The sequence below is a fragment of the Nocardiopsis chromatogenes YIM 90109 genome, assembly GCF_000341185.1.
Lineage (GTDB): Bacteria > Actinomycetota > Actinomycetes > Streptosporangiales > Streptosporangiaceae > Nocardiopsis_A > Nocardiopsis_A chromatogenes.
Map to the genome: position 1 here is coordinate 1 of NZ_ANBH01000144.1, position 21,775 is coordinate 21,775.

Here is a 21,775-nt window from a genome sequence, read left to right on the forward strand (position 1 = left end):
GCTCGGCCGGGGCACCGATCGGCCGGTTGCGCCGGATCGGGGCGCAGAGCGCGCGGACCCCCCGGCACCCCCCGGCCCCAACCGGCCCTTCAGTGTCCGGACCACCCGCCCCACCACCCCGGTCCTCTGGCGCGCCCGGCCCGCACACACCGACCACGGGCGCCCCTCGCCGTGTCCGCAGCAGGTTCAGAGGTCTCCCACCGATGGTCGAGGGCCTGACTCGGGGAACACGTCCCGGCGGGGCCCGGCCGAGCGCCGTGTGGCCTGCGGATCAGGGGTCCGACTCGTCCGTCACACCGGCCCGCATGCGGGAAGAGGACGGCCTCCGCGTCGGTTTCCCCTGCTCAGGGCGGTGTGCCGACGCCTGCACACCGTCCCTTCCGTCTGACGTCCACCATCTGTGCGACCACCGAGGAGAACCATGTCCGCCACCGAAGGGCCGACCGCCACCACCCGCGAATGGCAGCTCGCCGCCCGCCCGCAGGGCTGGCCCACGACCGACGACTTCCGGTACGTCGAGCGGGACCTGCCGCCGCTGGGCCCCGGCGAGGTGCGGGTGCGCAACGCCTACCTCTCGGTCGACCCGTACATGCGGGGCCGCATGGACGACACGCCCTCCTACGTGCCGCCGTACGAGCTGGACAAGGCGATGGAGGGCGGCGCCGTCGGCCGGGTGGCGGCCTCGCGCTCCGACGACCTGGCCGAAGGCGATCTGGTCCTGCACACCCTGGGCTGGCGCGACACCGCGCAGGGCCCGGCGGCCGCCTTCCGCCGCATCGACCCGGTGCCGGGCGTGCCCGAGTCGGCCTACCTGCACGTGCTGGGCATGACCGGGCTGACCGCCTATGTGGGGCTGCTGGACGTGGCGCGGATGGAGCCGGGCGACACCGTGTTCATCTCCGGCGCGGCCGGAGCCGTGGGGAGCGTCGCCGGGCAGATCGCCCGCCTGAAGGGGGCGTCCCGGGTGGTCGGCTCGGCCGGGAGCGACGCCAAGGTCGACCTGCTGACCTCCAAGTACGGCTACGACGCGGCGTTCAACTACAAGAGCGGCGACGTGGGCGCGCTGCTGCGGGACGCCGCGCCGGACGGGATCGACGTCTACTTCGACAACGTCGGCGGCGACCACCTGGAGGCGGCGCTGGCCGCGTTCAACCGGGGCGGCCGCGCGGCGGTGTGCGGGATGATCTCGGCCTACAACACCGAGGAGCCCCCGGCGGCGCCGCGCAACCTGTCCGAGTTGCTCAAGAAGGGCCTGACGCTCAAGGGCTTCACGGTCGGGTTCTACGCCGACCGGATGAAGGACTTCATCGCCGAGGCGGGCCAGTGGCTGGCCGAGGGGAGCCTGGTCTACGACGAGACGGTCGTCGACGGCGTGGACAACACGCTTCAGGCGTTCCTGGACATGATGAGGGGCGCCAACACCGGGAAGATGCTGGTGCGGGTCTCCTGACCCCTCAGCCCGGCCCGGCCCCGTTCGGGGCCGGGCCGTTCTCCGGATCTGTGATTGCCGGGAGCGGCCGAGGCGACCCAACTTCTCGGCCCGTGGTGGCCGACGGCGCTCCTCGCCCTCCTCCTCGGGGACGTCCCTCCGCCCGCCGGCGTTCATCCGGGACCGCCTCGCGGGGTGGGATTCCCGCGTGAACGGTGGTGGACGCCCATCGCCGCCACGCCCCTGGCGGCGGCCGGCCTCGTCACCGGCGTCTGGAGCCCCGGAATCGCGGCGGCCGCCCATGCGGCGGGTGTCATCGCCTACTTCCCCGGTGCCGCCGCCGCGCACATTCGGGCGCGTTTCACCGGCCAGGCGTTCTGGGTGAATTGTTTGGGAACGCCGGCGCTCTCAGCCGCCTTACCTGCGCTTTTCCTTCACCTTGTGAGGTCGCTCGTGCGCCAGTAGTGATATTTCAGATTTATACAACTGAATCTGGATTCGCCGCATCAGAGGTACCGACCGCCCCCCGCACACCGCCGCTCACATGACCCCCGCAGCGGTGCGACCGTTCCACCCCCATCACCGGAAGGTGCAGAAGATGACGCGTTTCCCCACCCTTCACCCCCCGGCCGGGACCGCCCTCGCGCGGGCGGCCACGGTGATCGCCTCCGTGTCCCTCGCCGTGGGGCTGACCGGCTGCAGCTTCTCCATCGGCGACCCGCAGCCGGTCGGCGAGGAGCAGGAGGGCTCCGCCGCCGAAGAGGGGTACGACATCGACGAGGGCGACGGCGACGCGAGCGCTGACGACGCGGACGCGCAGGACGCGGCCGCGGACGACGCCGATGAGGCCGTCGACGGGGAGAACCCCCTCGACGGGCTTCCCGTGGACGCCTCCCAGGCGAAGACCTGGGCGAGCGACAGCTACTGGCTCCAGGGCACCGGCGAGGGCCTCTACCGGCTGGAGTGGACGCCGACGGACGACACGACCGTCGAGCTCACCCACTCCGGCAGCAAGAACTTCATCATCGAGTCCTATGGCGAGGACGGGGAGCGCTACGCGAGCCTCGTCAACGAGATCGGCGTCTATGAAGGCAGCTCCCGTTTCGGTGATCTGCCCATGGTCGACGGCTCCGAAGCGGTCGCCTACCTCTACGTCCGGGCCGACGGCGCCTGGACCATCGGTCGCTGACCCGCCTCCCGGCGGGCCGTGACCCCAACGGAGGCCGGGGGCCTTTTCCCGCCCTCGGCCTCCCTCCTTATCCCTCGGGCCGTGCCGTCAGGACGCCCGCGTCCCGCCGGGACCTCCGTCGGCTCCATCGGCGGCGGTGCGCGTGCGCGGATCGATCCCCACGGCGGGCAGGATCGCCTGGTCCACGATCATGCCCAGGTACGCATCGTCCGGCGGCTCCATCGTGTCGAGCATGTGCTTGAAGACCATCGCCTCGCCGATGTCGGCCACCACGTCCGTCACGCGCTCGCGGTCCAGCACGCCCTTGTCGGCATAGTGCAGGAGCGCGTTCTTGGTGAACCGCTCGCCGCGCGGGTCGAACACCTCCCGGTACAGGCGCTCGTGGAGGTCGGGGCGGGCCCACGACGCCACCAGCACGGCCATCAGCGCCTGCGCGTACTTCGGGCGGGAGCCGAAGGAGTCCCGCATCAGCCGGAGCGCCCGGATCAGGTCGCCGCGCAGGTCGTCGGCCTCCGGTGCGGGCTCCTCCATCGGGTAGGCCGCGTGCAGCGCCTCCAGCACGATGTCCTCCGGGGAGTCCCACCGCCGGTACAGCGAGGTCTTCGCGGTGCCCGCGCGCCGGGCGATGCCCTCCATGGTCGCCCCTTCGAGCCCGCGCTCGGCCGCCTCCTCGCAGGCCGCGGCGTGGATCGCCCGGATGAGCGCCGCGCCGCGCCTGCGCGTGCCCTTCGGACGGGCCTCCGGCGCCTGCTCCGGCGCTCCCTCCGGACCCCCGGGCGCCCCGGGCGCCTCTTCGGCCCGCCGCTTCTCGTCCATCCCGTGCTCCACCCGGTTCGACCGCTTCCCGTCCGCATAGAAAACGCTTGCGTATTTTAACGGGGTCATGTTGGATACGGTTCCGTAGCTAAAACCGTCAACGGGGGACCCCTCATGTCCATGCCATCCTCCCCTGCGCCGGGCGCCGTCCCGGCCGCACGCCGCTCGCTGGCGCCCGACCTCGCGCGCGGCCTCATGCTGCTGGTCATCGCCACCGTGCACGCCCACATGTTCCGCATCGCCGTCGGGGGCAGCGCCGGGTACTCCCTCGACGGCCCACTCGACACAGCGGCCACCGCGGCCATGGCGCTCTTCGCCGAGAACCGCGGCTACCCCATGTTCGCGGCCCTCTTCGGGTACGGGCTGGCGCGGATCGCCCTGCGCCGCACGGCCGAGGGGCGCCCGTGGCCGTGGGTGCGCCGCCTGCTGCGCCGTCGCGGCCGCTGGATGGTGGCCATCGGCCTGGCCCACGGCATCCTGATCTTCTTCGGCGACATCATCGCCGTCTACGGCCTGATCGCCCTGCTCTTCGCGGGGGTCATGCGCTGGAGCGACCGCCGCCTGCTCGCCACGGCCTTCGTGTGGGGGTCGGTGGGCACGCTGGTCTACTCCGCGGTCAACGGCCTGGCGATGGACGCGGCGGCCGAGGGCGGCACCGTCGCCTCGCCGGTCGAGGACCTGCTCATGCGGGTGGTGATGCTGCCGTTCTTCCTGCCCCTGCTGATCATCATCTCCGTGTTCCCGTTCCTGGCGGGCGTCTGGGCGGCCCGGCGCCGCCTGCTGGAGGAGCCCGGGCGGCACCGCGCGTTCCTCACCCGCCTGGCCGCGATCGGCATCCCGGCGGCCGTCGTCGGCGGGGTCCCGTACATGCTCATCAACATCGAGGTCTGGCAGCCCGCCGCCCCCGTCGTGGCCGGGGTGTTCTGGCTGCACATGCTGGTCGGGTACGCGGGCGGCCTCGGGTACGCCGCGCTGATCGCGCTGATCGCCCTGAGGGCGGGGGACCGGCGCGGCCCGGTCGTGACCGCCCTGGCGGCCACCGGGCAGCGCTCGATGACCTGCTACCTGCTCCAGTCGGTGGCCTGGCTGGTGCTGATGCCCGCCTACACCCTGGGCCTGGCCGCCGAACTTGGCGACGCGGCCGCCGTCGGCATCGGCGCCGCGGTGTGGCTGGCCACCGTGGCCCTGGCCGACCTGATGCGCCGGGCGGGCTTCAAGCAGGGCCCGGCCGAATGGTTCCTGCGCCGCATGACCTACGGAAACCCCGCAAAGGAGAAGACGAAGGGCGAGGTGCCGGCCACGGCCTGAGAGGGCGGGACGCACAACGGGTGGCCTGCCCGGCGCGGCGGGTCACCCCCCGCCGTCGGCGGTGCCCTCTCGGTCCGGGGTGCGCAGGTTGGCGGCCATGCCGTCCAGCATCCGCCGGAAGGACTCCCGCTCCTCCTCGGCGAAGCCGCGCAACGCCCGGTCCGACAGGTCGTTCATCTCGCGGTCCAAAGCCTCGCGCAGGGACCGGCCCTTCACGGTGAGGCGGACGCTCACCAGGCGTGCGTCGGTCGGGTGCGGGTGGCGCTCCACCAGTCCCGCCGCCTCCAGGCGTCCGGCCGTGCGGGTGACCGTCGGGGTGGACAGGCCCAGGCGGCGGGCGATCTCGCCGGGGGAGAGGCCGTCCTCGCGCCACAGGCACATCAGGACGAACTGCTGCCCCTCCCGCACGCCGTGGCGCTCGAAGGCCGTCCCCGCCGCCTGGAGCATCGCGTTCTTGGCCCTCCAGAAGGACGGGACGAAGTCGTCCTCCCAGGCCCGCAGCCACTCCTGCATCGACACCGCCCCTCCCCGAACCCCCGCCGCACCTTGCCGGAATCTCATTAGCTGGCTAATGTTCTGGTCGAACGTTGCCCACCTAATGATAGGAGCCGACCGTGGCGCCGCGCACCCGCCCCGACCCCTTCGCCGACGACCCCGCCCGCGGCTGGGACCCCGGTGCCCTGGACCTCGACGCCTATCTGGACGCCCTCGGCGTCACCGGGCCGCTGGGCCCCGACCGGGAATCGGTGGCCGCCCTCCACCGGGCCCACGCCGCGACCCTGGCCTTCGCCAACGTCGACGTGTTCCTCGGCCGCCAGGTCTCCCTCGACGTCGCCGACATCCAGGACAAGCTCGTCGCCCGCCGCCGCGGCGGCTACTGCTACGAGCACAACCTCCTGCTCGCGGCCGCCCTGGAGCGCATCGGGGTCCGGGCCGTGGGCCACGCCGCCCGAATCCGCGCGGACGACCGCTTCCGCCCGGCCACCCACATGCTCCTGACCATGGACGTCCAGGGGCAGCGGCTCATCGCCGACGTCGGATTCGGCGGGGGAGGCCTGCGCGAACCGATGCCCTACACCCTAGGCACCGAGACCGCCCAGGGGGACCGGGGGGAGTGGGCCTTCCGCATCGACCGCGAAGAGGCGCCCGGCGACGACGGGGAGCCCCGGACCCGCGTCCTCACCGCCCGCACCGGGGACCGGTGGGCCGACCTCTACTCCTTCACCGACGAGCCGTCCTACCGGACCGACTACGCGATCTACAGCCACTACCTGTGCACGCACCCGCGCTCGCCGTTCCGGGCGCGGCTCATCGCCCAGCGCCTCGGCGACGGGGTGAACCACCGGCTGATGAACACGGTGCTGTCCGCCGAACGCCCCGACGGCACCTCCGACAGCCGCGAACTCGGCCGCGACGAGGTCCCCGAGGCGCTGCGGGACGTGTTCGGCCTGCGGCTGGACGCCGACGACGCCCGTGCCGCCGCCGACGCGGCGGTGCGCGTGGCCGAGGCGCGAAACCCGCGTTGACCTCGGGGAAGCCGGGGCGGCACCCGCTGGGCCGGCTTCCCCGGGGTCAACGGCGGGGGCGGGCCGGACTCAGGCCCGGCACACCCCCGCCAGGGCCCGCATGAGAAGGGCGGACGACGCCGCCCCCGGGTCCTCGTGGCCGATGCTCCGCTCGCCCAGGTAGGACGCCCGCCCCTTGCGGGCCTGCAGCGGCACGGTCGCCTGCGCCCCCTGCTCGGCCGCGGCGGCCGCCGCCTCCGCCGCCTCGGAGAGCGGCGTGCCCTGCCCGGCGGCCTTCTCCAGCGCCTCGACCGCCGGGGACAGCGCGTCCACCAGCGTCTTGTCGCCCGGCTTGGCGGCGCCCATCTTCTGCACCGCGTCCAGGCCCGCCCGCAGCGCGGCGGCCAGGTCGGCCACCCCGGCCTCGGGCCCCTCCAAGCGCTTGCCCGCCGTGCGCAGCAGCGTCCCGTAGAGCGGCCCCGACGCCCCGCCGACCCGCGAGATCATCGTCATCCCGGTCTTGACCAGCACCGGACCCGGCCCGTCGGCCTCCAGGCCGTCCACGGCGGTCCGCGCCGCCGTCAGCCCCCGGTCCATGTTGGTCCCGTGGTCGCCGTCGCCGATGGCGGCGTCGAGCCTGCTCAGCCCCTCGGCCTCGCCCGAGACGGCGTCGGCGGCCGCCGCCACCCAGGCCTTGGCCAGTGCGGTGTCCATGGCGTGCACGTTCCCCACTCCTTCCCGTCCCCGGCTCACGCGCCCCAGCGCAGGGCCGGGGTGTTCACCGGCGCGTCCCACAGCGGCAGGAAGCCCTCCTCGACCCGGCACAGCGTGATCGAGCAGCCCTCCATGTCCAGGCTGGTCACATAGTCGCCCACCAGGTTGCGGGCGATGGTGATGCCCTTGTCCCCGCACACCCGCGCGACCTCGCCGAACACCAGGTACAGCTCGCTGAGCGGGGTGCCGCCCATGCCGTTGACCATCACCACGGCCTCGTCGCCCGACTCCAGCGGCGAGTCCTGGAGGATCGCCTCCATCATCTCCCCGACGATGTCGCGCGCGCTGCGCAGCTTCTCCCGGCGCCGCCCCGGCTCGCCGTGGATGCCGACGCCGACCTCGATCTCCTCCTCCGGGAGGTCGAACCCGGGCCGCCCGGCCGTGGGCACCGTGCAGGCGGTCAGCGCCACCGCGAAGGAACGCGACGCCGCGTTCACCCGGCGGCCCAGCTCGGCGACGGCCTCCACGTCGTCCCCGCGCACGGCGGCCGCCCCGCAGATCTTCTCCACGAACACGGTGGCGCCGGTGCCGCGCCGCCCGGCGGTGAACGTGGAGTCCTCGACCGCGACGTCGTCGTTGACCAGGACCTGCTCGACCCGAAGCCCCTCGTCGTCGGCCAGCTCGGCGGCCATCTGGGCGTTCATCACGTCGCCGGTGTAGTTCTTGACGATCAGGACCGTGCCGCGCCCGGCGTCGGCGGCCTTGACCCCCGCCAGGAACCCGTCGGGCACCGGGGAGGTGAACACCTCGCCGGGGCAGGCCGCGTCCAGCATCCCGTCGCCGACGAAACCGCTGTGCAGGGGCTCGTGCCCGGAGCCGCCGCCGGAGACCAGTCCGACCTTGCCCTCCACGGGCCCCGAGGACCGTGCGACCACGCCGTTCTCGGTGTCCACCCGCAGTTCGGGATGGGCCGCCGCGAGGCCGGCGAGCGCGTCGGACAGATAGCTTTCCGGAGTGTTCAGGAACTTCTTCACGGTGCGGCTCCCTAGTGTTCGCCGAGGGGTGGCGGTGTCGATCCTGAAGCGCGGACGCTCGGTCAAGTAGCCTATTCCCCCATGGGCGCAACAGTCGGCATCGTCCTCGTGTCGCACAGCGGGAGACTGGCCGAAGGAGTAAAGGAACTGCTGGAGCAGCTCGGTGCGCGGCCGGAGACGGTCGCCGCCGCGGGAGGCGGCCCCGACGGGGGCATCGGCACCTCCTATGAGCGCATCGCCGAGGCGGTGGCCGAGGTCGACCAGGGGGCGGGCGTCGTGGTCCTGCCCGACATCGGCAGCGCGGTGATGACGGCCCGGCTGGTCTTCGAGGACGAGCCCCGCGACGACGCCCTCGTCGTCGACGCCCCGTTCGTGGAGGGCGCCGTGGCCGCCGGGGTGCTGGCGTCGACGGGCGCGGGCCTGGACGCCGTGGCGGCGGCCGCGCGCGACGCCTACACGGCCCGCAAGATCCAGGAGTAGCCCCGCGGAAGGGGGTGGGCCCGGCCGGATCCGGCCGGGCCGCACGTGTTCGGGCCCCCTCAGGTCTGCTGTTTGCGCCGCTTGCGCCTCATCCGGCGCCCGCGCGCCGCGATGTCGGCCGAGCGCTGGGCCACCTGCCCCGCACCCGCCGACATGTCGGAGTGCATGGCGCGCACCAGGGCGACCATCATCAAGAAGCCGATCAGGAAGAACGGCAGCCCGATGACGGTGATCACCTGTTGCAGGGCGTCCAGCCCGCCCTTGCCCGTGGCGGCCAGCAGCGTGGCGGCCACCACGCCCTCGGTGACGCCCCAGAACACCCGCTGCCGGGTGGGGGAGCCGTCCGCGTGCCCGGTGCACAGCATGTCCACCACCAGGGACGCCGAGTCCGAGGAGGTGGTGAAGAAGATGACCACGATCAGGATCGCCAGCCCCGAGACCAGCTCCGTGGCCGGGAAGTGCTCCAGGAACACGAACAGCGCGCCGGGGATGTCCCCCTGGTCGACGACCTCGTTCACCAGGCCGCCGCCGCGGTTCATCTCGATGTCGATGGCCGAGAGGCCGAACACCGCGAACCAGACGATGCTGAACGCGGTGGGCAGCCCCAGCACGCCGATGATGAATTCGCGGACACTGCGGCCCTTGGAGATCCGGGCGATGAAGATCCCGACGAACGGCGACCAGGTGATGGTCCAGGCCCAGTAGAAGGTCGTCCAGTTCTTCTGCCACCCGCTGTTGTTGAAGGTGTCGTTCCAGAACGACAGGGGGACCAGCCAGCTCAGGTAGGTCCCGGTGGTCTCGATGATGCCGCGGGAGAGGAAGACCGGCGCGCCGAAGACGAAGATGAACAGCAGCAGCCCGATGGCCATGGCGATGTTGAGCGTGGACAGCCGCTTGACGCCCTTGTCCAGGCCCAGCGCCACCGAGGTGACGGCGATGGCGGTCACCACGGCGATGAGCACGACCTGCGTCAGGCGCCCCTCCGCGACCCCGAACAGGGTGTTCAGGCCGCTGTTGATCTGCATCGTGCCCAGGCCGATGGAGACCGCGACGCCGAACAGGGTGCCCAGCACCGCGACGATGTCGATGGTGCGGCCGACGGGGCCGTAGATGCGGTCGCCGAGGAACGGCTGGAAGATCGAGCTGACCCGGAACGGCAGGCCGCGCCGGTAGACGAAGTAGGCGAAGGCCAGCGCAGGGAGCGTGAAGATCGTCCAGGTGTGCAGGCCGAAGTGGTACAGGGTGAAGCCCATGGCCTCGTTGGCGGCCGCCACCGACTCGGGCGGGACGTCCTCGCGCGGGGGGTTCGCGAAGTGGCTGATCGGCTCGGCCACGCCCCAGAACATCAGGATGGTGCCGATCCCCGCCGCGAACAGCATCGCGAACCAGGTCCAGTTGCTGTAATCGGGCTCGGAGTCCGGGCCGCCCAGTTTGAGCCGCCCGTACCGGCTGACCGCGATCACGATGAGGAAGACGAGGAACGCGGTGACGCCGAAGATGTAGAGCCAGCCGAGGTGGGTGAGCACCCAGTCGGAGGCGGCGCCGAACAGGGCGTCGACCGCGTCGGTGAAGGTGATCGTGCCGACCACGAAGAGCGCGACCAGCGCCGTGGACACCCAGAAGATGACCGGGTCGGTCCGCAGCCCCAACCGGTCGCTCACTTTGTCCAGCATCGAACCCCCACAATTGCGTGCACCCGGATTCCGCCGCGGCGCCGCGCGGTTCCGTTCCTCCGCGGCGATGCCCTATGGGCGGTTCGGGGACTGTACACGGTGATGGCGTGTTTCGTGAATTCCGACATGCCCCCATGGGGTTTTCCGACCCCGAATTCCGGGCGCCGTGCATTCGGAATCGGCGTCAAGCGTCCGATGATCCGTGGATGAACGCCCGACCTTTGTCGGGATGCGGGGTCCGGGAGGGGGCGGGGGAAGCACCGAACGGCCCGCGAAGAATGCAGATGAATGCGGAGAAAATTGACAAGCCGGACGTCTCGGGTGCTCCCGTGGGTCCTTCCCGCCGTGCCCGGACCGTGGTCGCACGCACCGGTCGGCGCCGTCGGCCGCCATAGGGCCGGCTTCCCCGGGACCTACGCGGCAGGGGCCGCCGGGCGGTGCGCACGGTGGCGGGGAATGCGCCGTCCCGCGCCCGCGTTGTCCCCTGGGGCCGCCCGCCGGGGCGCCCCGGACCGGCCGCACCGGCCCGTGGCCCCACCCACCCGCGAAAACCCGTTGCCGCAGCCTTCTATCCTTGAGTCCGATATGTTGACCTCGCCCTCGGACACGCAGACGTCCGCGGACCCGGAGCGAACCTCCCTCCGCGACCGCCTCTCCGGCCTCACCTTCGCCGACCGCAACCGGTTGCGCCGCCGCATCGACGGCCTGCAGAAGATCCGTGACCGCCGCAAGCGCGAGAACGTCGCCGGGAAGATCGCCGACGACATCGACCTGGCCGAGCTGCGCGTCGAGCAGCGCCGCTCCGCCCTGCCCGAGCCGAGCTACCCCGACGAGCTGCCGGTCAGCCGCAAGAAGGACGACATCGCCGCGGCCATCCGCGACCACCAGGTCGTGATCGTCGCCGGTGAGACCGGGTCCGGCAAGACCACCCAGCTCCCCAAGATCTGCATGGAGCTGGGCCGCGGCGTGCACGGCACCATCGGCCACACCCAGCCGCGCCGGATCGCCGCGCGCACCGTGGCCGAGCGCATCGCCCAGGAGGTCGGCACCGACCTGGGCGCCACGGTGGGCTACAAGGTCCGCTTCACCGACAAGTCCTCGGACGACACCCTGGTCAAGGTGATGACCGACGGCATCCTGCTGGCCGAGATCCAGCAGGACCGGATGCTGCGCGCCTACGACACGATCATCATCGACGAGGCCCACGAGCGCAGCCTCAACATCGACTTCCTCCTCGGCTACCTCAAACGCCTGCTGCCCAAGCGCCCCGAGCTGAAGGTGGTCATCACCTCGGCCACCATCGACCCCGAGCGGTTCTCGCGGCACTTCGACGACGCCCCCATCGTCGAGGTCTCCGGGCGCACCTACCCCGTGGAGGTGCGCTACCGGCCCATCGACGACGAGGACGGCGGCGGTCCGGGCGGCGCGGGCGGCGGCGCGAACACCGGGGGCGGCGGCGGGAACGGCGGCCGGGGCGGCTCCGACGAGCGCGACCAGGTGCAGGCCATCTGCGACGCCGTCGACGAGCTGCGCCGCGAAGGCCCCGGCGACATCCTCGTCTTCCTCTCCGGCGAGCGCGAGATCCGCGACACCGCCGACGCCCTGGAGAAGCAGCGGCTCCCCGAGACCGAGGTCCTCCCGCTGTACGCGCGGCTGTCGTCGGCCGAGCAGCACCGGGTGTTCCAGGCCCACCGCGGCCGCCGCATCGTGCTGGCGACCAACGTCGCCGAGACGTCCTTGACCGTCCCCGGCATCCGCTACGTCATCGACCCGGGAACCGCCCGGATCTCCCGCTACAGCCACCGCACGAAGGTGCAGCGCCTCCCCATCGAGCCGGTCTCCCAGGCCTCGGCCAATCAGCGCAAGGGCCGCTGCGGCCGCGTCGCCGAGGGCATCTGCATCCGGCTCTACTCCGAAGAGGACTTCCTGTCCCGCCCGGAGTTCACCGACCCGGAGATCCTGCGCACCAACCTGGCCTCGGTCATCCTCCAGATGGAGTCGCTGGGGCTGGGCGACATCGCCGCCTTCCCCTTCGTCGAAGGCCCCGACCACCGCCAGGTCAAGGACGGCGTGCACCTGCTCCAGGAGCTGGGGGCGCTGGACCCGCAGGCCGAGGACCAGCGCAAGCGCCTGACCGACATGGGCCGCAGCCTCGCCCAGCTCCCGGTCGACCCGCGCCTGGGCCGCATGGTGCTGGAGGCCGAGAAGCGCGGATGCGTACGCGAGGTGATGATCATCGCCGCCGCGCTGTCCATCCAGGACCCGCGCGAGCGCCCCGCCGAGCACCAGCAGGCCGCCCAGGAGCAGCACGCGCGCTTCGCCGACAAGGACTCGGACTTCCTGGCGTTCCTGAACCTGTGGAAGTACCTGAAGGAGCAGCAGCGCGCGCTGTCGGGCAACCAGTTCCGCAAGCTGTGCCGCACCGAGTTCCTGAACTACCTGCGCGTGCGCGAGTGGCAGGACATCTACAGCCAGCTCAAGCAGGTCGTGAAGGGCATGGGGGTCACGCTCAACTCCTCCGACCCCGACCCGCGGCAGGTGCACACCGCGCTGCTGTCCGGCCTGCTGTCGCACGTGGGCCTCAGGGACCCGGAGAAGAAGGAGTACCTGGGCGGGCGCGGGGCGCGCTTCGGCGTCTTCCCCGGGTCGTCGCTGTTCAAGAAGCAGCCCCGGTACGTCATGGCCGCCGAGCTGGTGGAGACCTCGCGGCTGTGGGGGCGCATGTGCGCGCGCATCGAGCCCGAGTGGGCCGAGGAGCTGGCCGGGCACGTCGTCAAGCGCACCTACAGCGAACCGCACTGGGAGAAGAAGCGCGGCGCCGTCATGGCCTATGAGCGGGTGACCCTGTACGGGGTGCCGCTGGTGGCCGAGCGCAAGACGGGCTACGCCAAGGTCGACCCGGTGGTGTCGCGGGAGCTGTTCATCCGGCACGCGCTGGTCGAGGGCGACTGGGACACCAGCCACACGTTCTTCCACACCAACCGCAAGCTCCTCGAAGAGGTCGAGGACCTGGAGCACCGCGCCCGGCGCCGGAACATCCTCGTCGACGACGAGGCGCTGTTCGCCTTCTACGACGAGCGGGTGGGCGCCGAGGCGGTGTCGGCGGCGCACTTCGACTCCTGGTGGAAGAAGGCGCGGCGCAGGGACCCCAACCTGCTCGACTTCGAGAAGTCGATGCTGATCAACGACGGCGCGGAGAAGGTCAGCGAGGAGGACTACCCGGACACCTGGACGCACGGGCAGTTCGCGTTCCCGCTGACCTACCAGTTCGAGCCGGGCAGCGACGCCGACGGCGTCACCGTGCACATCCCGCTGGAGGTGCTCAACCAGGTCGGCGACGAGGGGTTCGACCGGCAGATCCCCGGGCTGCGGCGGGACCTGGTGACGGCGCTCATCCGGTCGCTGCCCAAGCCGCTGCGGCGCAACTTCGTGCCGGTGCCCGACCACGCCGAGCAGGTGATGGGGCGGCTGCCGAAGGACGACGAGACGCCGCTGGTGGAGCTGCTCGCCCACGAGCTGGGGCGGATGTGCGGGGAGCGGATCACCCCGGACGACTTCGACCTGGAGAAGGTGCCCGACCACCTGCGGATCACCTACCGGGCGGTGGACAAGTCCGGCGGGAAGCTGGCCGAGGGCAAGGACCTGTCGGCGCTGCGGGGGAAGCTGAAGCCGAAGCTGCAGAAGGCGATCTCGGCGGAGGCCAAGGGCATCGAGCGCTCGGGGCTGACCGAGTGGGACTTCGGGCCGCTGCGGCAGGTGTTCGAGCGCAAGTCGGCGGGGCCGGTGGTGAAGGGGTACCCGGCGCTGGTCGACGAGGGCGAGACGGCCGGGGTGAAGATCTTCGACACCCGGGCCGAGCAGCGGGCGGCCCATTGGAAGGGGCTGCGGCGGCTCCTTCTCCTCAACGTCCCCTCACCGGCGGCGGTGATCCGGCGGGGACTGGACAACCAGCAGAAGCTGGCGCTGGGGCACAACCCGCACGGGGGTGTCGACAAGCTGCTGGACGACTGCATGTCGGCGTCGGTGGACGCGCTGATGGCCCAGTGGGGGGCGAAGCACACGTCGGCGGAGGAGCGCTGGATCGGCGTGTGGGACCCGGACGCGTTCACGGAGCTGCGGGAGTTCGTCCGGGCCGAGCTGGGCGATGTGCTGGACGAGGTCGTGCGGGGGGCGGCGCAGGTGTTGGCGGCGTCGCACCGGTTGCAGAAGAAGTTGAAGGGGTCGACCAGCATGGCCGTGCTGCCGTCGTTGAACGACGCGCAGGGGCAGCTGGCGGGGCTGATCAGGCCGGGGTTCGTGACCGAGGCGGGGCGCGCGCGGCTGCCGAGGCTGGTGACGTACCTGAAGGGGATCGAGTACCGGTTGGAGAAGCTGCCGGAGCACCCGCGCCGGGACCAGGTGAACATGGCGAAGGCGGAGCAGATGCGCCAGGCCGTGGAGAAGGGCGTCGCGGTGCTGCCGGAGGGCCGGGAGGACGATCCGGACGTGCGCGAGCTGCGGTGGATGCTGGAGGAGTTCCGGGTGAGCCTGTTCGCGCAGCAGCTCGGTACCGCCTACCCCGTGTCGGAGAAGCGCATCCAGAAGGCCGTGGAGGCGGCCAAGGAGGCGTGAGGCGCGAGCGAGCGTGAGTGAGGCGGCCCCCGGCGAGAGCCGGGGGCCGTCGTCACGTTAGAGCCGGTCGCGCTTGACTTCGTAAAGGAAGGCACGCCACTCGGTGGAGCCGAAGAGCAGGTGGCCTCGCTCGGGGTACTGCGAGTCGCGCACGGCGGCCGCTCTGGGGAGATCGGCGACCTCTACGCAGTTCTCCGTCTTCGCACCCGAGTACGAAGACTTACGGAACGCAAGGGGTGGTGTATCAGAGCCGCTCATGCTTCACCTCTTCGAGGAAGGCGCGCCACTCGGCGGCGCTGAAGAGCAGGTGTCCCTGCTCGGGGTGCTGGCTATCGCGGACGGCGGCTGTTACGTGCATCTCCGCGACCTCCACACAGTTCTGACCGTGTGAGCTGCTGTAACTGCTCTTCTTGAAGACGAGGTCGGTGGACGCGGGGGTCGGGGTCATGGTTAAGAACTTTCTTGCTTCAAGGCTTCTAGACGGCGTGTGATCAGGTCTCGACTTGCGTCGATGGAGAGTGCTGACGCCTGGATGTGCCGCCAGAGGACCTCATAGCGTTCGAGGTGGACGGGCTTCTCTAGGTACAGCTCATCAGAACCAGTGTCGATATAGACAACACTCGGGTCCGGTTCAGGGAAGTCCATCATCACGAAGCTGCCGGTCAGGGCGGCATGCGGGCCTGCGGAGTCAGGAAGGACCTGCACCCCGAGGTTCGGCCGCTGCACGTCGAGCAGATGGTGAAGCTGTCCTGCGAGCGGCGGGGTGATCTTGTGGAGTGCTGCCTCATCGATGATGGCCCAGTACAGCGGCGCGTCGGCACTCGCGAGCACCTGCTTGCGCAGCATGCGGGCTTGGACTCGGCGGCTGATGTCGTCTTCGTCGCTGATGCCACCGCCCCGGATCACGGCTCGGGCGTACTCCTCCGTTTGAAGAAGGCCCGGGATCACCAGTGCTTCGTATGTGCGGATGCTGCGCGCCTCCGCTTCGAGTCCGACGAATGTTCCTGCGCCGAGCGCATCGCCGAAGCTGGCCCACCAACCCCGTTGGCGTGCCTGCTTGGCGAGCGTGATGAGAGCCTCCCGCTTCTCCTCGTCAGAGACGTCGTACACATCGAGCAGGTCTTGGATGTCGCGGATGTTCGGGCGCTTCCACTGGTTGCGCTCGATATGGGTGAGCTTCCCCCGGGACCACCCCAGGTCGTCGGTGACCTGTTCCGCGGTCTTGCCCTGCGCCTCGCGGAGCGAGCGCAGCTCATACGACAAGCGGCGCCTGCGCACGGTGGGGCTTCCGGCCACGTCGGGACTCCTCCCCCTGTTGCGTGTGTGGCCTGATCCTACGGCGATCTTCTCACTAGCGGACATAATGCCGTCCTCCAACCTCTGTATCGACCTTCATATATAGAACATCTACGTCGATAGTGAAGTTGGTATTGAAACTTTGGCGGCTAAAGAACACCATGGATCCACGAGATCCAGTCGCCGGACATGCTCGGTCCGGCCTGATCAGAGGACACCCTCATGCCCACACGTCTCACCGCGTCACTCTCCGCGCTGGTCACGACCGTCTTCGTGGCCCCGATCCGGGCTCTCCGCCCGTCCCGGCCCTCCCAAGAGGCCCGCCTGAAGGCGGCCATCGCCCGCTCCCAGAAGGCCGCGGCGGCCCGGCCCGCACTCCCGCCGCCCGACGCCTTCGTCCACCGCCCCCGGCACGCGCGCCCGCGCCCCTACACGGCGTCCGTCTCCATCCCCGACTACGCGCGCTTCTGCCAGGCCGACGTCCGCCACCGCGCCCTGTGGCGCCTCACCTACGAACCCGACGACCGCGCCCCCTACCAGGCCCACCACCGCACCCGGAAGAACATCACCATCGCCGCCAGCGACGTCGACGCCCTCGACTTCGCCCTGACCGAGTTCACCCCGCCCGGCTATGCGCGCCACTACCTGCGCGACCGCGAACTCCGCGCGGTTCCCGGGCGCCCGGCACGTCCTGCACTCGACGGAGGCACCCGATGACCGGCCCAGACCCCGAGCCCCACCGCACGCTCTCCAAGCTCACGCCCGACCAGATCCGCATCGAGGAGCAGGGCGACAAGATCACCCTCACCCTCGCCCCGGACACCGCCATCGTGCTCGACCGCGCCGCGCCCGACCGGGACCTCCAGCACGACTACGTGCACCACCTGGCCTGTGCGGCCCGCATCGCCCGCACCCTCATGCGCCGCGCCGGTCCATGACACGACCGAGAACCCGCCCCCACCCGTCACCACCGGCGGGGCCCTCCCGCCCACGGGAGAGCCCCGCCGCATTCGGTCGATCGCCTCTCTCCCGGCCGCCCGAGTCCCCACCCTCGCCGGACAGGCGACCGACGGGGCGACTCCTGCACGACCGGCGACCCCGGCGCCTGAATCCGCCACCCGCCTCCGTCCCCGCTTTCGGTGCTGCCGGTCACCGGTGTCGGTGAGGCGGCGCAGCTCGAAAGAACGGGTGTCGCGGGTGCCCTCTACACTGTGGGCGCTCGACGATTCGCCGACTCGAAAGCACCATGACCAGCACTTCCTCTCTGACCGTCGATGCGGTTCTCGCTGAGATCCCCGAACTCGTGCCCTACACGCGCGACGCCGCCATCCTCCATCCCGAGCGCGCGGAGCCGGGCTTTTGCGACAGTTCGATCGGTGGACCGCTGCTATGGCCGCGTGACGAACCGTGGCCCGAATGCTCCCTGCCGGACGAGACCGACCCTGAGGGCGCTCCCGCGACGGCGATGGTGCCCGTCGCGCAGATCTACCGCCACGATGCCCCGGGACCCTGGTGGCCCGCCGGAATGGACGTCTTGCAGGTCCTGTGGTGTCCCAACGAGCATTGGGATCCCCCGGCCCACCAGGCCGACGCCGCCCCTGCGATCGAGGTGCGGTGGCGTCGAGCCGCTGACGTGACCGACCGGCTGACGACCCCGCCGCCGCCCTCGCGGTGCGACGAGGACGGCTACCTTCCGCAGGCGTGCGCCATTACCGGCGAGGCCGCCACCGACCTGCCCTTCCGTGAGGAACTCCCGGCAGAACTCCGTGCACGGTTCGAGGACCTGGTCCGGGTCCGGGCCGGAGACGGCGGAGACGGCGTCACCCGCCTCGCCGGCTGGAAACTCGGCGGTTGGCCGACATGGCACCTGACGCACCCCAGGGCCTTCGCCTGCCGTGACTGCGGCACCGGGATGACACTGCTGTTCACCGTGGCCAGCGACGACGAGACGGAGGTCGTGGTCGGCCGGTGGGGGGACCTGCGCATTTTCGCCTGCCCGGCCGACCATGCCCATGCCTTCCAGGCTGACCTGCACTGATCCGCACTGATCTGCATCGACCTGCTCTGACCTGCTCCGATCTGTCCCGAATTGCGGCCCATCGCCCGCGACCCCGCCCGCCGTCCGTGATTCCCGTCGGTCTCGTGCACGGCCGCTGCGTGAAGACGTCCGGCACGTCGGCAGTCGCCCCATGTCGGCGGGGGGCGGCGCCGAGCTTTTCGGGCAGGCCGTGGCGCCCGCTGAAGCGCCGCGGCTGTGCGGGTTCAGGGGGCGTGGCCGGGGGCGTACTGCTCGGCGAACTCCTCGTTCGCCGGGACGACGGTGATGACGTCGACCATGACGCGGTCCGGTGCGGCCACGATGAAGTGGCGCTGGCCGAACTCCTCCGTGCGCAGCGGCAGCACCTCGCTCAGCCCTTCCTGTCCCACCAGCCTGCGGTGCTCCGCGTCGACGTCGTCGACCTCGAAATTGAGCAGCAGCCCGCCCTGGACCGGCGCCCGGTACCCCTCCGGCAGGGTCGGGTGCGCCGCGTCGAGCAGGGCCAGTTCGTACTGCGGGGCGTCCGGGCGGTGGAGGCTCACGTACCAGTCGGCCTCGAAGGTGACCTCGAAGCCGAAGTGCCCGGTGTAGAAGCGCCGCGCCTCGGCGACGTCGCGGCTGGCGATCACGGGGTAGAAGCCTGCGAGCTTGGCCTGCATGTCCTGTTCTCCCTGTCTCCCTCATCCCCGAGGGTCCATTTCACATACCTTGGGTATGCGAAGATGGACGCTAGCATACCCGGGGTATGTGAACGAGGGGAGTGAGCCGGGCATGGCCGGGACGCGGGCCGATCAGCGGGCGGCGACACGGGCGGCGCTGCTGGCCGAAGGGCGGCGCAGGTTCGCCGCCGACGGCTACCACGCCGTGGTGCTGGCGGACGTGGCGGCGGCGGTGGGCGTCACCAAGGGGGCGGCCTACCACCACTTCGCGAGCAAGCCGGGGCTCTTCCGGGCCGTGGTCGCCGACGTCCAACACGAGCTCGGCGAGCGGGTCGCCGACGCCGCCGACCGGCACGGCGACCCCTGGGAGCGCCTGCGGGCCGGATGCCGGGCCTTTCTCGCGGCAGGGCAGGACCCGACGGTGCGCAGGATCGTCCTAATCGACGCTCCGGCCGTGCTCGGGTGGGACGAGTGGCGCGCCATGGACGAGGACTCCTCGGCCCGCCACCTGGCCGAAGCGCTCGGGGACCTCGTCGAGGCGGGCGTCATCGACTCCCAACCCGTGGAGCCGCTGGCCCGGCTGCTCTCCGGGGCGATGAACGAGGCGGCCCTGTGGCTGGCCCGGTCGGCGGACCCGGACGCCCTCGGCCGGACGGAGGAGGCCCTGGACCGCCTCCTCGCCGGGCTGCGGCGCCGGGCGGAGTAGCCGAGCCGACTCCGTCCGGCCGCCCCCTGGTGCGGAGCCGGGTTCAGGGCCCGGCTCACGAATCGGCGCCGAGCAGGGGGAACAGGCCGGAGAAGCCCTCGCCCCCGTGGCCGTCGGCGATCCGGCGGTCCATCAGCCGCTTCACCTCCACCATGCGCGTGGTGTCGACACCGGTCGAGCGGCGGTGGTCGATCAGATCGTCCATCAGGGCCGCCTGGACCGACAGCGGGCCCATGTCCGGTGGGAACTCACCGTCGCGCACGGCCTTGCCGATGCCCCGCAGCAGCGGCGGGTAGCTCGCGGCGATGGAGTCCGCGACCCGGTCGGCGAACTCGGCGGGGTCGGCGCCCTCCGCCTTCACCAGGCGGAGCGTGTGCAGGAAGCCGATGAGCAGCTCGTAGGCGGTTGCGACCTGCGCCATGAACTCCACGGAGGCCAGTCCCGCGTCCTCGCCGTAGTACGTGCCGTTGCCCAGCTCCATGAGGGTCGGCTCGTGGGCCTCGAAGGCCGCGCGGGACCCGCTGAAGGAGAAGTGCGCGTTCGGCGTCCCCAGGTCCGGCGGGTCGGCCATGATCCCGCCGTCGATGTACTCGGCGCCGTGCTCGGCGGCCCAGCGCTCCGTCTTCCGCGCCTGGGCGGGGGAGCCGCTGGTGAGGTTCACCAGGGCCTTGCCCTCGACGGCGTTGCCGACGTCGGCCAGGACGGCGTCGACCGCGTCGTCGTCCAGGAGGCAGACCACGACGAGCGGGCTCGCCGCGGCGGCCCCGGCTGCACCGGCGGCCACCGAGGCCCCGGCCTCGGCCAGCGGCGCGGCCTTCCCGGCGGTGCGGTTCCAGACCGTCACCGGGTGGCCCCGGTCCAGGAAGGTCCGGGCGATGGCCGACCCCATCGCGCCGAGTCCCAGCACGGTGACGGGGGTGGGGGAGTGGGTGGTGGCCGTGGTGGTCATGGCGATCCGATCCTCTCTGGTGCCGTCGCGGGTGCGACGGCGGAATCCGCGGCCCGGTGCACGACGGCGCACTGCGGATCGCATCCGGGCGGCATCCGTGCGCGGGGCCCACCGACTTCACGCGAGAGAACCTAGAACTTCGAGTTAAGTCGAAGTCAAACCCCGGCCGCGGCCGCCGGGGGCGAATCGGCGGCCCCCGGCCCCCAGCCCTCGGCGATCGGCCTGCCCTGGCCGGAGGTCAGCCGTGCAGGGTGGGCCGGTAGACGAGTTCCTGCGTGCGGCCGTCGAGCGTCCGCTGCTCGATCAGGTCCAGGTCGAAGTCGGCCGCGCCCGCGAAGATCGGGGACCTCCCCGTCTGCCCGGTGATCGCGGGGAAGAGCGTGACCTGGACGCGGTCGACCAGGCCCGCGGCCATCAGTGCCCGGTTCATCGACAGGCTGCCGTGCGAGCGCAGGGGGACGTCGGACTCCTTCTTGAGCCGCGCGACGACGTCGACGGCGTCCCCGCGTGCGACGGTCGCGCCCGGCCAGGCGAGCGGCTCCTCCAGGGTGTTCGACACGACCGTCATCGGCAGGCTCCGCATCCGGACCACCCAGGGGTCCAGTGCCTCGGGCAGCCCGGCGTCCGGGTCCAGTAGCTCGGTGAACTCCCGGTAGGTGGCGGCCCCGAAGACCATCCGCTGGTCCTCGCTGTACAGGGCGAGCCGGTGGTCGAGCAGCTCGGGTCCCTGCTTGCCCCAGTAGCCGGGCCAGTCCCCGCTGGTGGAGCCGAACCCGTCGATGGTGGTGAAGACGTCGAAGGTATACGTGGCGGCCATGGTGCCCTCCGTGTTCGCGTCCGGTTGCCGTTCGTGGAGTTGGACCGCGATCAGCGCTGGAAGTCATCGCAGGAACTCACCGCCGTCCGTCCTCCGGCGTACCGACGGCTCGTTCCGCGCGCCGATCCTTGCCGCCCCTCGGCCTGTGCCCCCTGTGGGCGCCCTCTCTCCCAGCGCCTTGTCGTACGGGTAGGGGTATGGGGTACCGTGGTCGCGACGAAGGGCGGTGGACGATGGAGATGACCCCTGAACTGGTGGGCGATGCCCTGACGCGGCTGCGCCGCGCCCAGGGCCAGCTCGCCGGGGTGATCGCGATGATGGAGGAGGGGGCCGACTGCAAGGCCACGCTCACCCAGCTCGCCGCGGTCTCCCGGGCGCTCGACCGGGCCGGGTTCAAGATCGTCGCGAGCGGCATGCGGCACTGCCGCCAGGCCCGCGAGGACGGCGAGGAACCGCCCATGACCGAAGAGGAGCTGGAGAAACTCTTCCTGGCCCTGGCCTGACCGAGGATCCGGCGCGCTCGCGCGCCGTCCTTTTTTGCCCGCTTGATA

At 71.4% G+C, this 21,775-nt stretch carries 22 protein-coding genes; 11 read left to right on the plus strand and 11 right to left on the minus strand.

Translation table 11 applies throughout. The features are described from left to right. Positions 1-421 precede the first annotated feature (421 nt). Positions 422-1,450, plus strand: coding sequence for an NADP-dependent oxidoreductase (locus D476_RS0115055; protein ID WP_017624768.1), 1,029 nt, complete (start codon positions 422-424; stop codon positions 1,448-1,450). A gap of 577 nt (positions 1,451-2,027) precedes the next feature. Further along, the gene (locus D476_RS0115065) at positions 2,028-2,618 is read left to right on the plus strand and encodes a hypothetical protein (RefSeq protein ID WP_017624770.1); all 591 of its coding nucleotides are present in this window, start codon (positions 2,028-2,030) and stop codon (positions 2,616-2,618) included. Positions 2,619-2,705: 87 nt separating this feature from the next. Here D476_RS0115065 and D476_RS0115070 read toward each other — a convergent pair whose 3' ends face one another. Continuing rightward, positions 2,706-3,434 (minus strand): TetR/AcrR family transcriptional regulator, encoded by a 729-nt coding sequence (locus D476_RS0115070; RefSeq protein WP_017624771.1) that lies wholly within the window; start codon positions 3,432-3,434, stop codon positions 2,706-2,708. A 114-nt stretch (positions 3,435-3,548) separates the two neighbouring features. Between D476_RS0115070 and D476_RS0115075 the strand changes: the two genes are divergently transcribed. Beyond that, positions 3,549-4,742, plus strand: a complete 1,194-nt coding sequence (locus tag D476_RS0115075; protein WP_017624772.1) for a DUF418 domain-containing protein — start codon at positions 3,549-3,551, stop codon at positions 4,740-4,742. Positions 4,743-4,784: 42 nt separating this feature from the next. Here D476_RS0115075 and D476_RS0115080 read toward each other — a convergent pair whose 3' ends face one another. Next, positions 4,785-5,255, minus strand: coding sequence for a MarR family winged helix-turn-helix transcriptional regulator (locus tag D476_RS0115080; RefSeq protein WP_017624773.1), 471 nt, complete (start codon positions 5,253-5,255; stop codon positions 4,785-4,787). A gap of 101 nt (positions 5,256-5,356) precedes the next feature. Between D476_RS0115080 and D476_RS0115085 the strand changes: the two genes are divergently transcribed. Then, a complete protein-coding gene (locus D476_RS0115085) occupies positions 5,357-6,268 on the plus strand; it encodes an arylamine N-acetyltransferase family protein (RefSeq protein WP_017624774.1) in 912 nt (303 codons plus the stop codon). 69 nt (positions 6,269-6,337) lie between these two features. On the opposite strand, the gene dhaL is transcribed toward D476_RS0115085, so the two are convergent. Both dhaL and dhaK read right to left on the minus strand, forming a co-directional pair. Then, positions 6,338-6,961 (minus strand): dihydroxyacetone kinase subunit DhaL, encoded by a 624-nt coding sequence (dhaL, locus tag D476_RS0115090; RefSeq protein ID WP_026123523.1) that lies wholly within the window; start codon positions 6,959-6,961, stop codon positions 6,338-6,340. Between the two features lie 35 nt (positions 6,962-6,996). Next, positions 6,997-7,995, minus strand: coding sequence for a dihydroxyacetone kinase subunit DhaK (dhaK, locus tag D476_RS0115095; RefSeq protein ID WP_017624776.1), 999 nt, complete (start codon positions 7,993-7,995; stop codon positions 6,997-6,999). An 81-nt stretch (positions 7,996-8,076) separates the two neighbouring features. On the opposite strand from dhaK, the gene dhaM reads away from it, so the two are divergent. Next, positions 8,077-8,475 carry a dihydroxyacetone kinase phosphoryl donor subunit DhaM gene (gene dhaM, locus D476_RS0115100; protein WP_017624777.1) on the plus strand — a complete coding sequence of 133 codons (399 nt, stop codon included), beginning with the start codon at positions 8,077-8,079 and terminating at the stop codon, positions 8,473-8,475. A gap of 59 nt (positions 8,476-8,534) precedes the next feature. Here the strand turns inward: dhaM and D476_RS0115105 are convergent, their stop codons facing one another. After that, positions 8,535-10,148, minus strand: coding sequence for a BCCT family transporter (locus D476_RS0115105; protein WP_017624778.1), 1,614 nt, complete (start codon positions 10,146-10,148; stop codon positions 8,535-8,537). A gap of 585 nt (positions 10,149-10,733) precedes the next feature. Here D476_RS0115105 and hrpA point away from each other — a divergent pair. Then, complete coding sequence (gene hrpA / locus D476_RS0115110; RefSeq protein ID WP_017624779.1) at positions 10,734-14,759, plus strand: ATP-dependent RNA helicase HrpA; 4,026 nt, start codon at positions 10,734-10,736, stop codon at positions 14,757-14,759. 57 nt (positions 14,760-14,816) lie between these two features. On the opposite strand, the gene D476_RS0115115 is transcribed toward hrpA, so the two are convergent. Genes D476_RS0115115 through D476_RS0115125 form a run of 3 tightly spaced genes read right to left on the minus strand, consistent with a single transcriptional unit; the run spans position 14,817 to position 16,055 of the window. Next, complete coding sequence (locus D476_RS0115115) at positions 14,817-15,017, minus strand: DUF397 domain-containing protein (protein ID WP_026123524.1); 201 nt, start codon at positions 15,015-15,017, stop codon at positions 14,817-14,819. Then, the gene (locus tag D476_RS0115120) at positions 15,004-15,207 is read right to left on the minus strand and encodes a DUF397 domain-containing protein (RefSeq protein WP_017624781.1); all 204 of its coding nucleotides are present in this window, start codon (positions 15,205-15,207) and stop codon (positions 15,004-15,006) included. The genes D476_RS0115115 and D476_RS0115120 overlap by 14 nt, the downstream gene beginning before the upstream one ends. A gap of 2 nt (positions 15,208-15,209) precedes the next feature. Further along, entirely contained in the window at positions 15,210-16,055 is an 846-nt protein-coding gene (locus D476_RS0115125; RefSeq protein WP_017624782.1) for a helix-turn-helix domain-containing protein, read from the minus strand. A 222-nt stretch (positions 16,056-16,277) separates the two neighbouring features. Here D476_RS0115125 and D476_RS33420 point away from each other — a divergent pair, with 222 nt between their 5' ends. From D476_RS33420 to D476_RS0115140, 3 genes are all read left to right on the plus strand, one after another. Beyond that, positions 16,278-16,772 (plus strand): hypothetical protein, encoded by a 495-nt coding sequence (locus D476_RS33420; protein ID WP_017624783.1) that lies wholly within the window; start codon positions 16,278-16,280, stop codon positions 16,770-16,772. Next, entirely contained in the window at positions 16,769-16,993 is a 225-nt protein-coding gene (locus D476_RS0115135) for a hypothetical protein (RefSeq protein ID WP_017624784.1), read from the plus strand. Before D476_RS33420 ends, D476_RS0115135 begins: the two co-directional genes overlap by 4 nt. A gap of 308 nt (positions 16,994-17,301) precedes the next feature. Continuing rightward, complete coding sequence (locus tag D476_RS0115140) at positions 17,302-18,093, plus strand: YwqG family protein (RefSeq protein WP_017624785.1); 792 nt, start codon at positions 17,302-17,304, stop codon at positions 18,091-18,093. 224 nt (positions 18,094-18,317) lie between these two features. Here the strand turns inward: D476_RS0115140 and D476_RS0115145 are convergent, their stop codons facing one another. After that, on the minus strand, positions 18,318-18,752 hold the full coding sequence (locus D476_RS0115145; RefSeq protein ID WP_017624786.1) for a VOC family protein: 435 nt from the start codon (positions 18,750-18,752) through the stop codon (positions 18,318-18,320). A 112-nt stretch (positions 18,753-18,864) separates the two neighbouring features. On the opposite strand from D476_RS0115145, the gene D476_RS0115150 reads away from it, so the two are divergent. Continuing rightward, positions 18,865-19,458 (plus strand): TetR/AcrR family transcriptional regulator, encoded by a 594-nt coding sequence (locus D476_RS0115150; RefSeq protein WP_017624787.1) that lies wholly within the window; start codon positions 18,865-18,867, stop codon positions 19,456-19,458. A 55-nt stretch (positions 19,459-19,513) separates the two neighbouring features. Here the strand turns inward: D476_RS0115150 and D476_RS0115155 are convergent, their stop codons facing one another. Both D476_RS0115155 and D476_RS0115160 read right to left on the minus strand, forming a co-directional pair. Then, positions 19,514-20,407, minus strand: a complete 894-nt coding sequence (locus tag D476_RS0115155) for an NAD(P)-dependent oxidoreductase (protein ID WP_017624788.1) — start codon at positions 20,405-20,407, stop codon at positions 19,514-19,516. A 238-nt stretch (positions 20,408-20,645) separates the two neighbouring features. Next, complete coding sequence (locus D476_RS0115160; protein WP_017624789.1) at positions 20,646-21,224, minus strand: dihydrofolate reductase family protein; 579 nt, start codon at positions 21,222-21,224, stop codon at positions 20,646-20,648. Positions 21,225-21,457: 233 nt separating this feature from the next. Here D476_RS0115160 and D476_RS0115165 point away from each other — a divergent pair, with 233 nt between their 5' ends. Next, positions 21,458-21,727 (plus strand): metal-sensitive transcriptional regulator, encoded by a 270-nt coding sequence (locus D476_RS0115165; protein WP_017624790.1) that lies wholly within the window; start codon positions 21,458-21,460, stop codon positions 21,725-21,727. Positions 21,728-21,775: the final 48 nt, after the last annotated feature.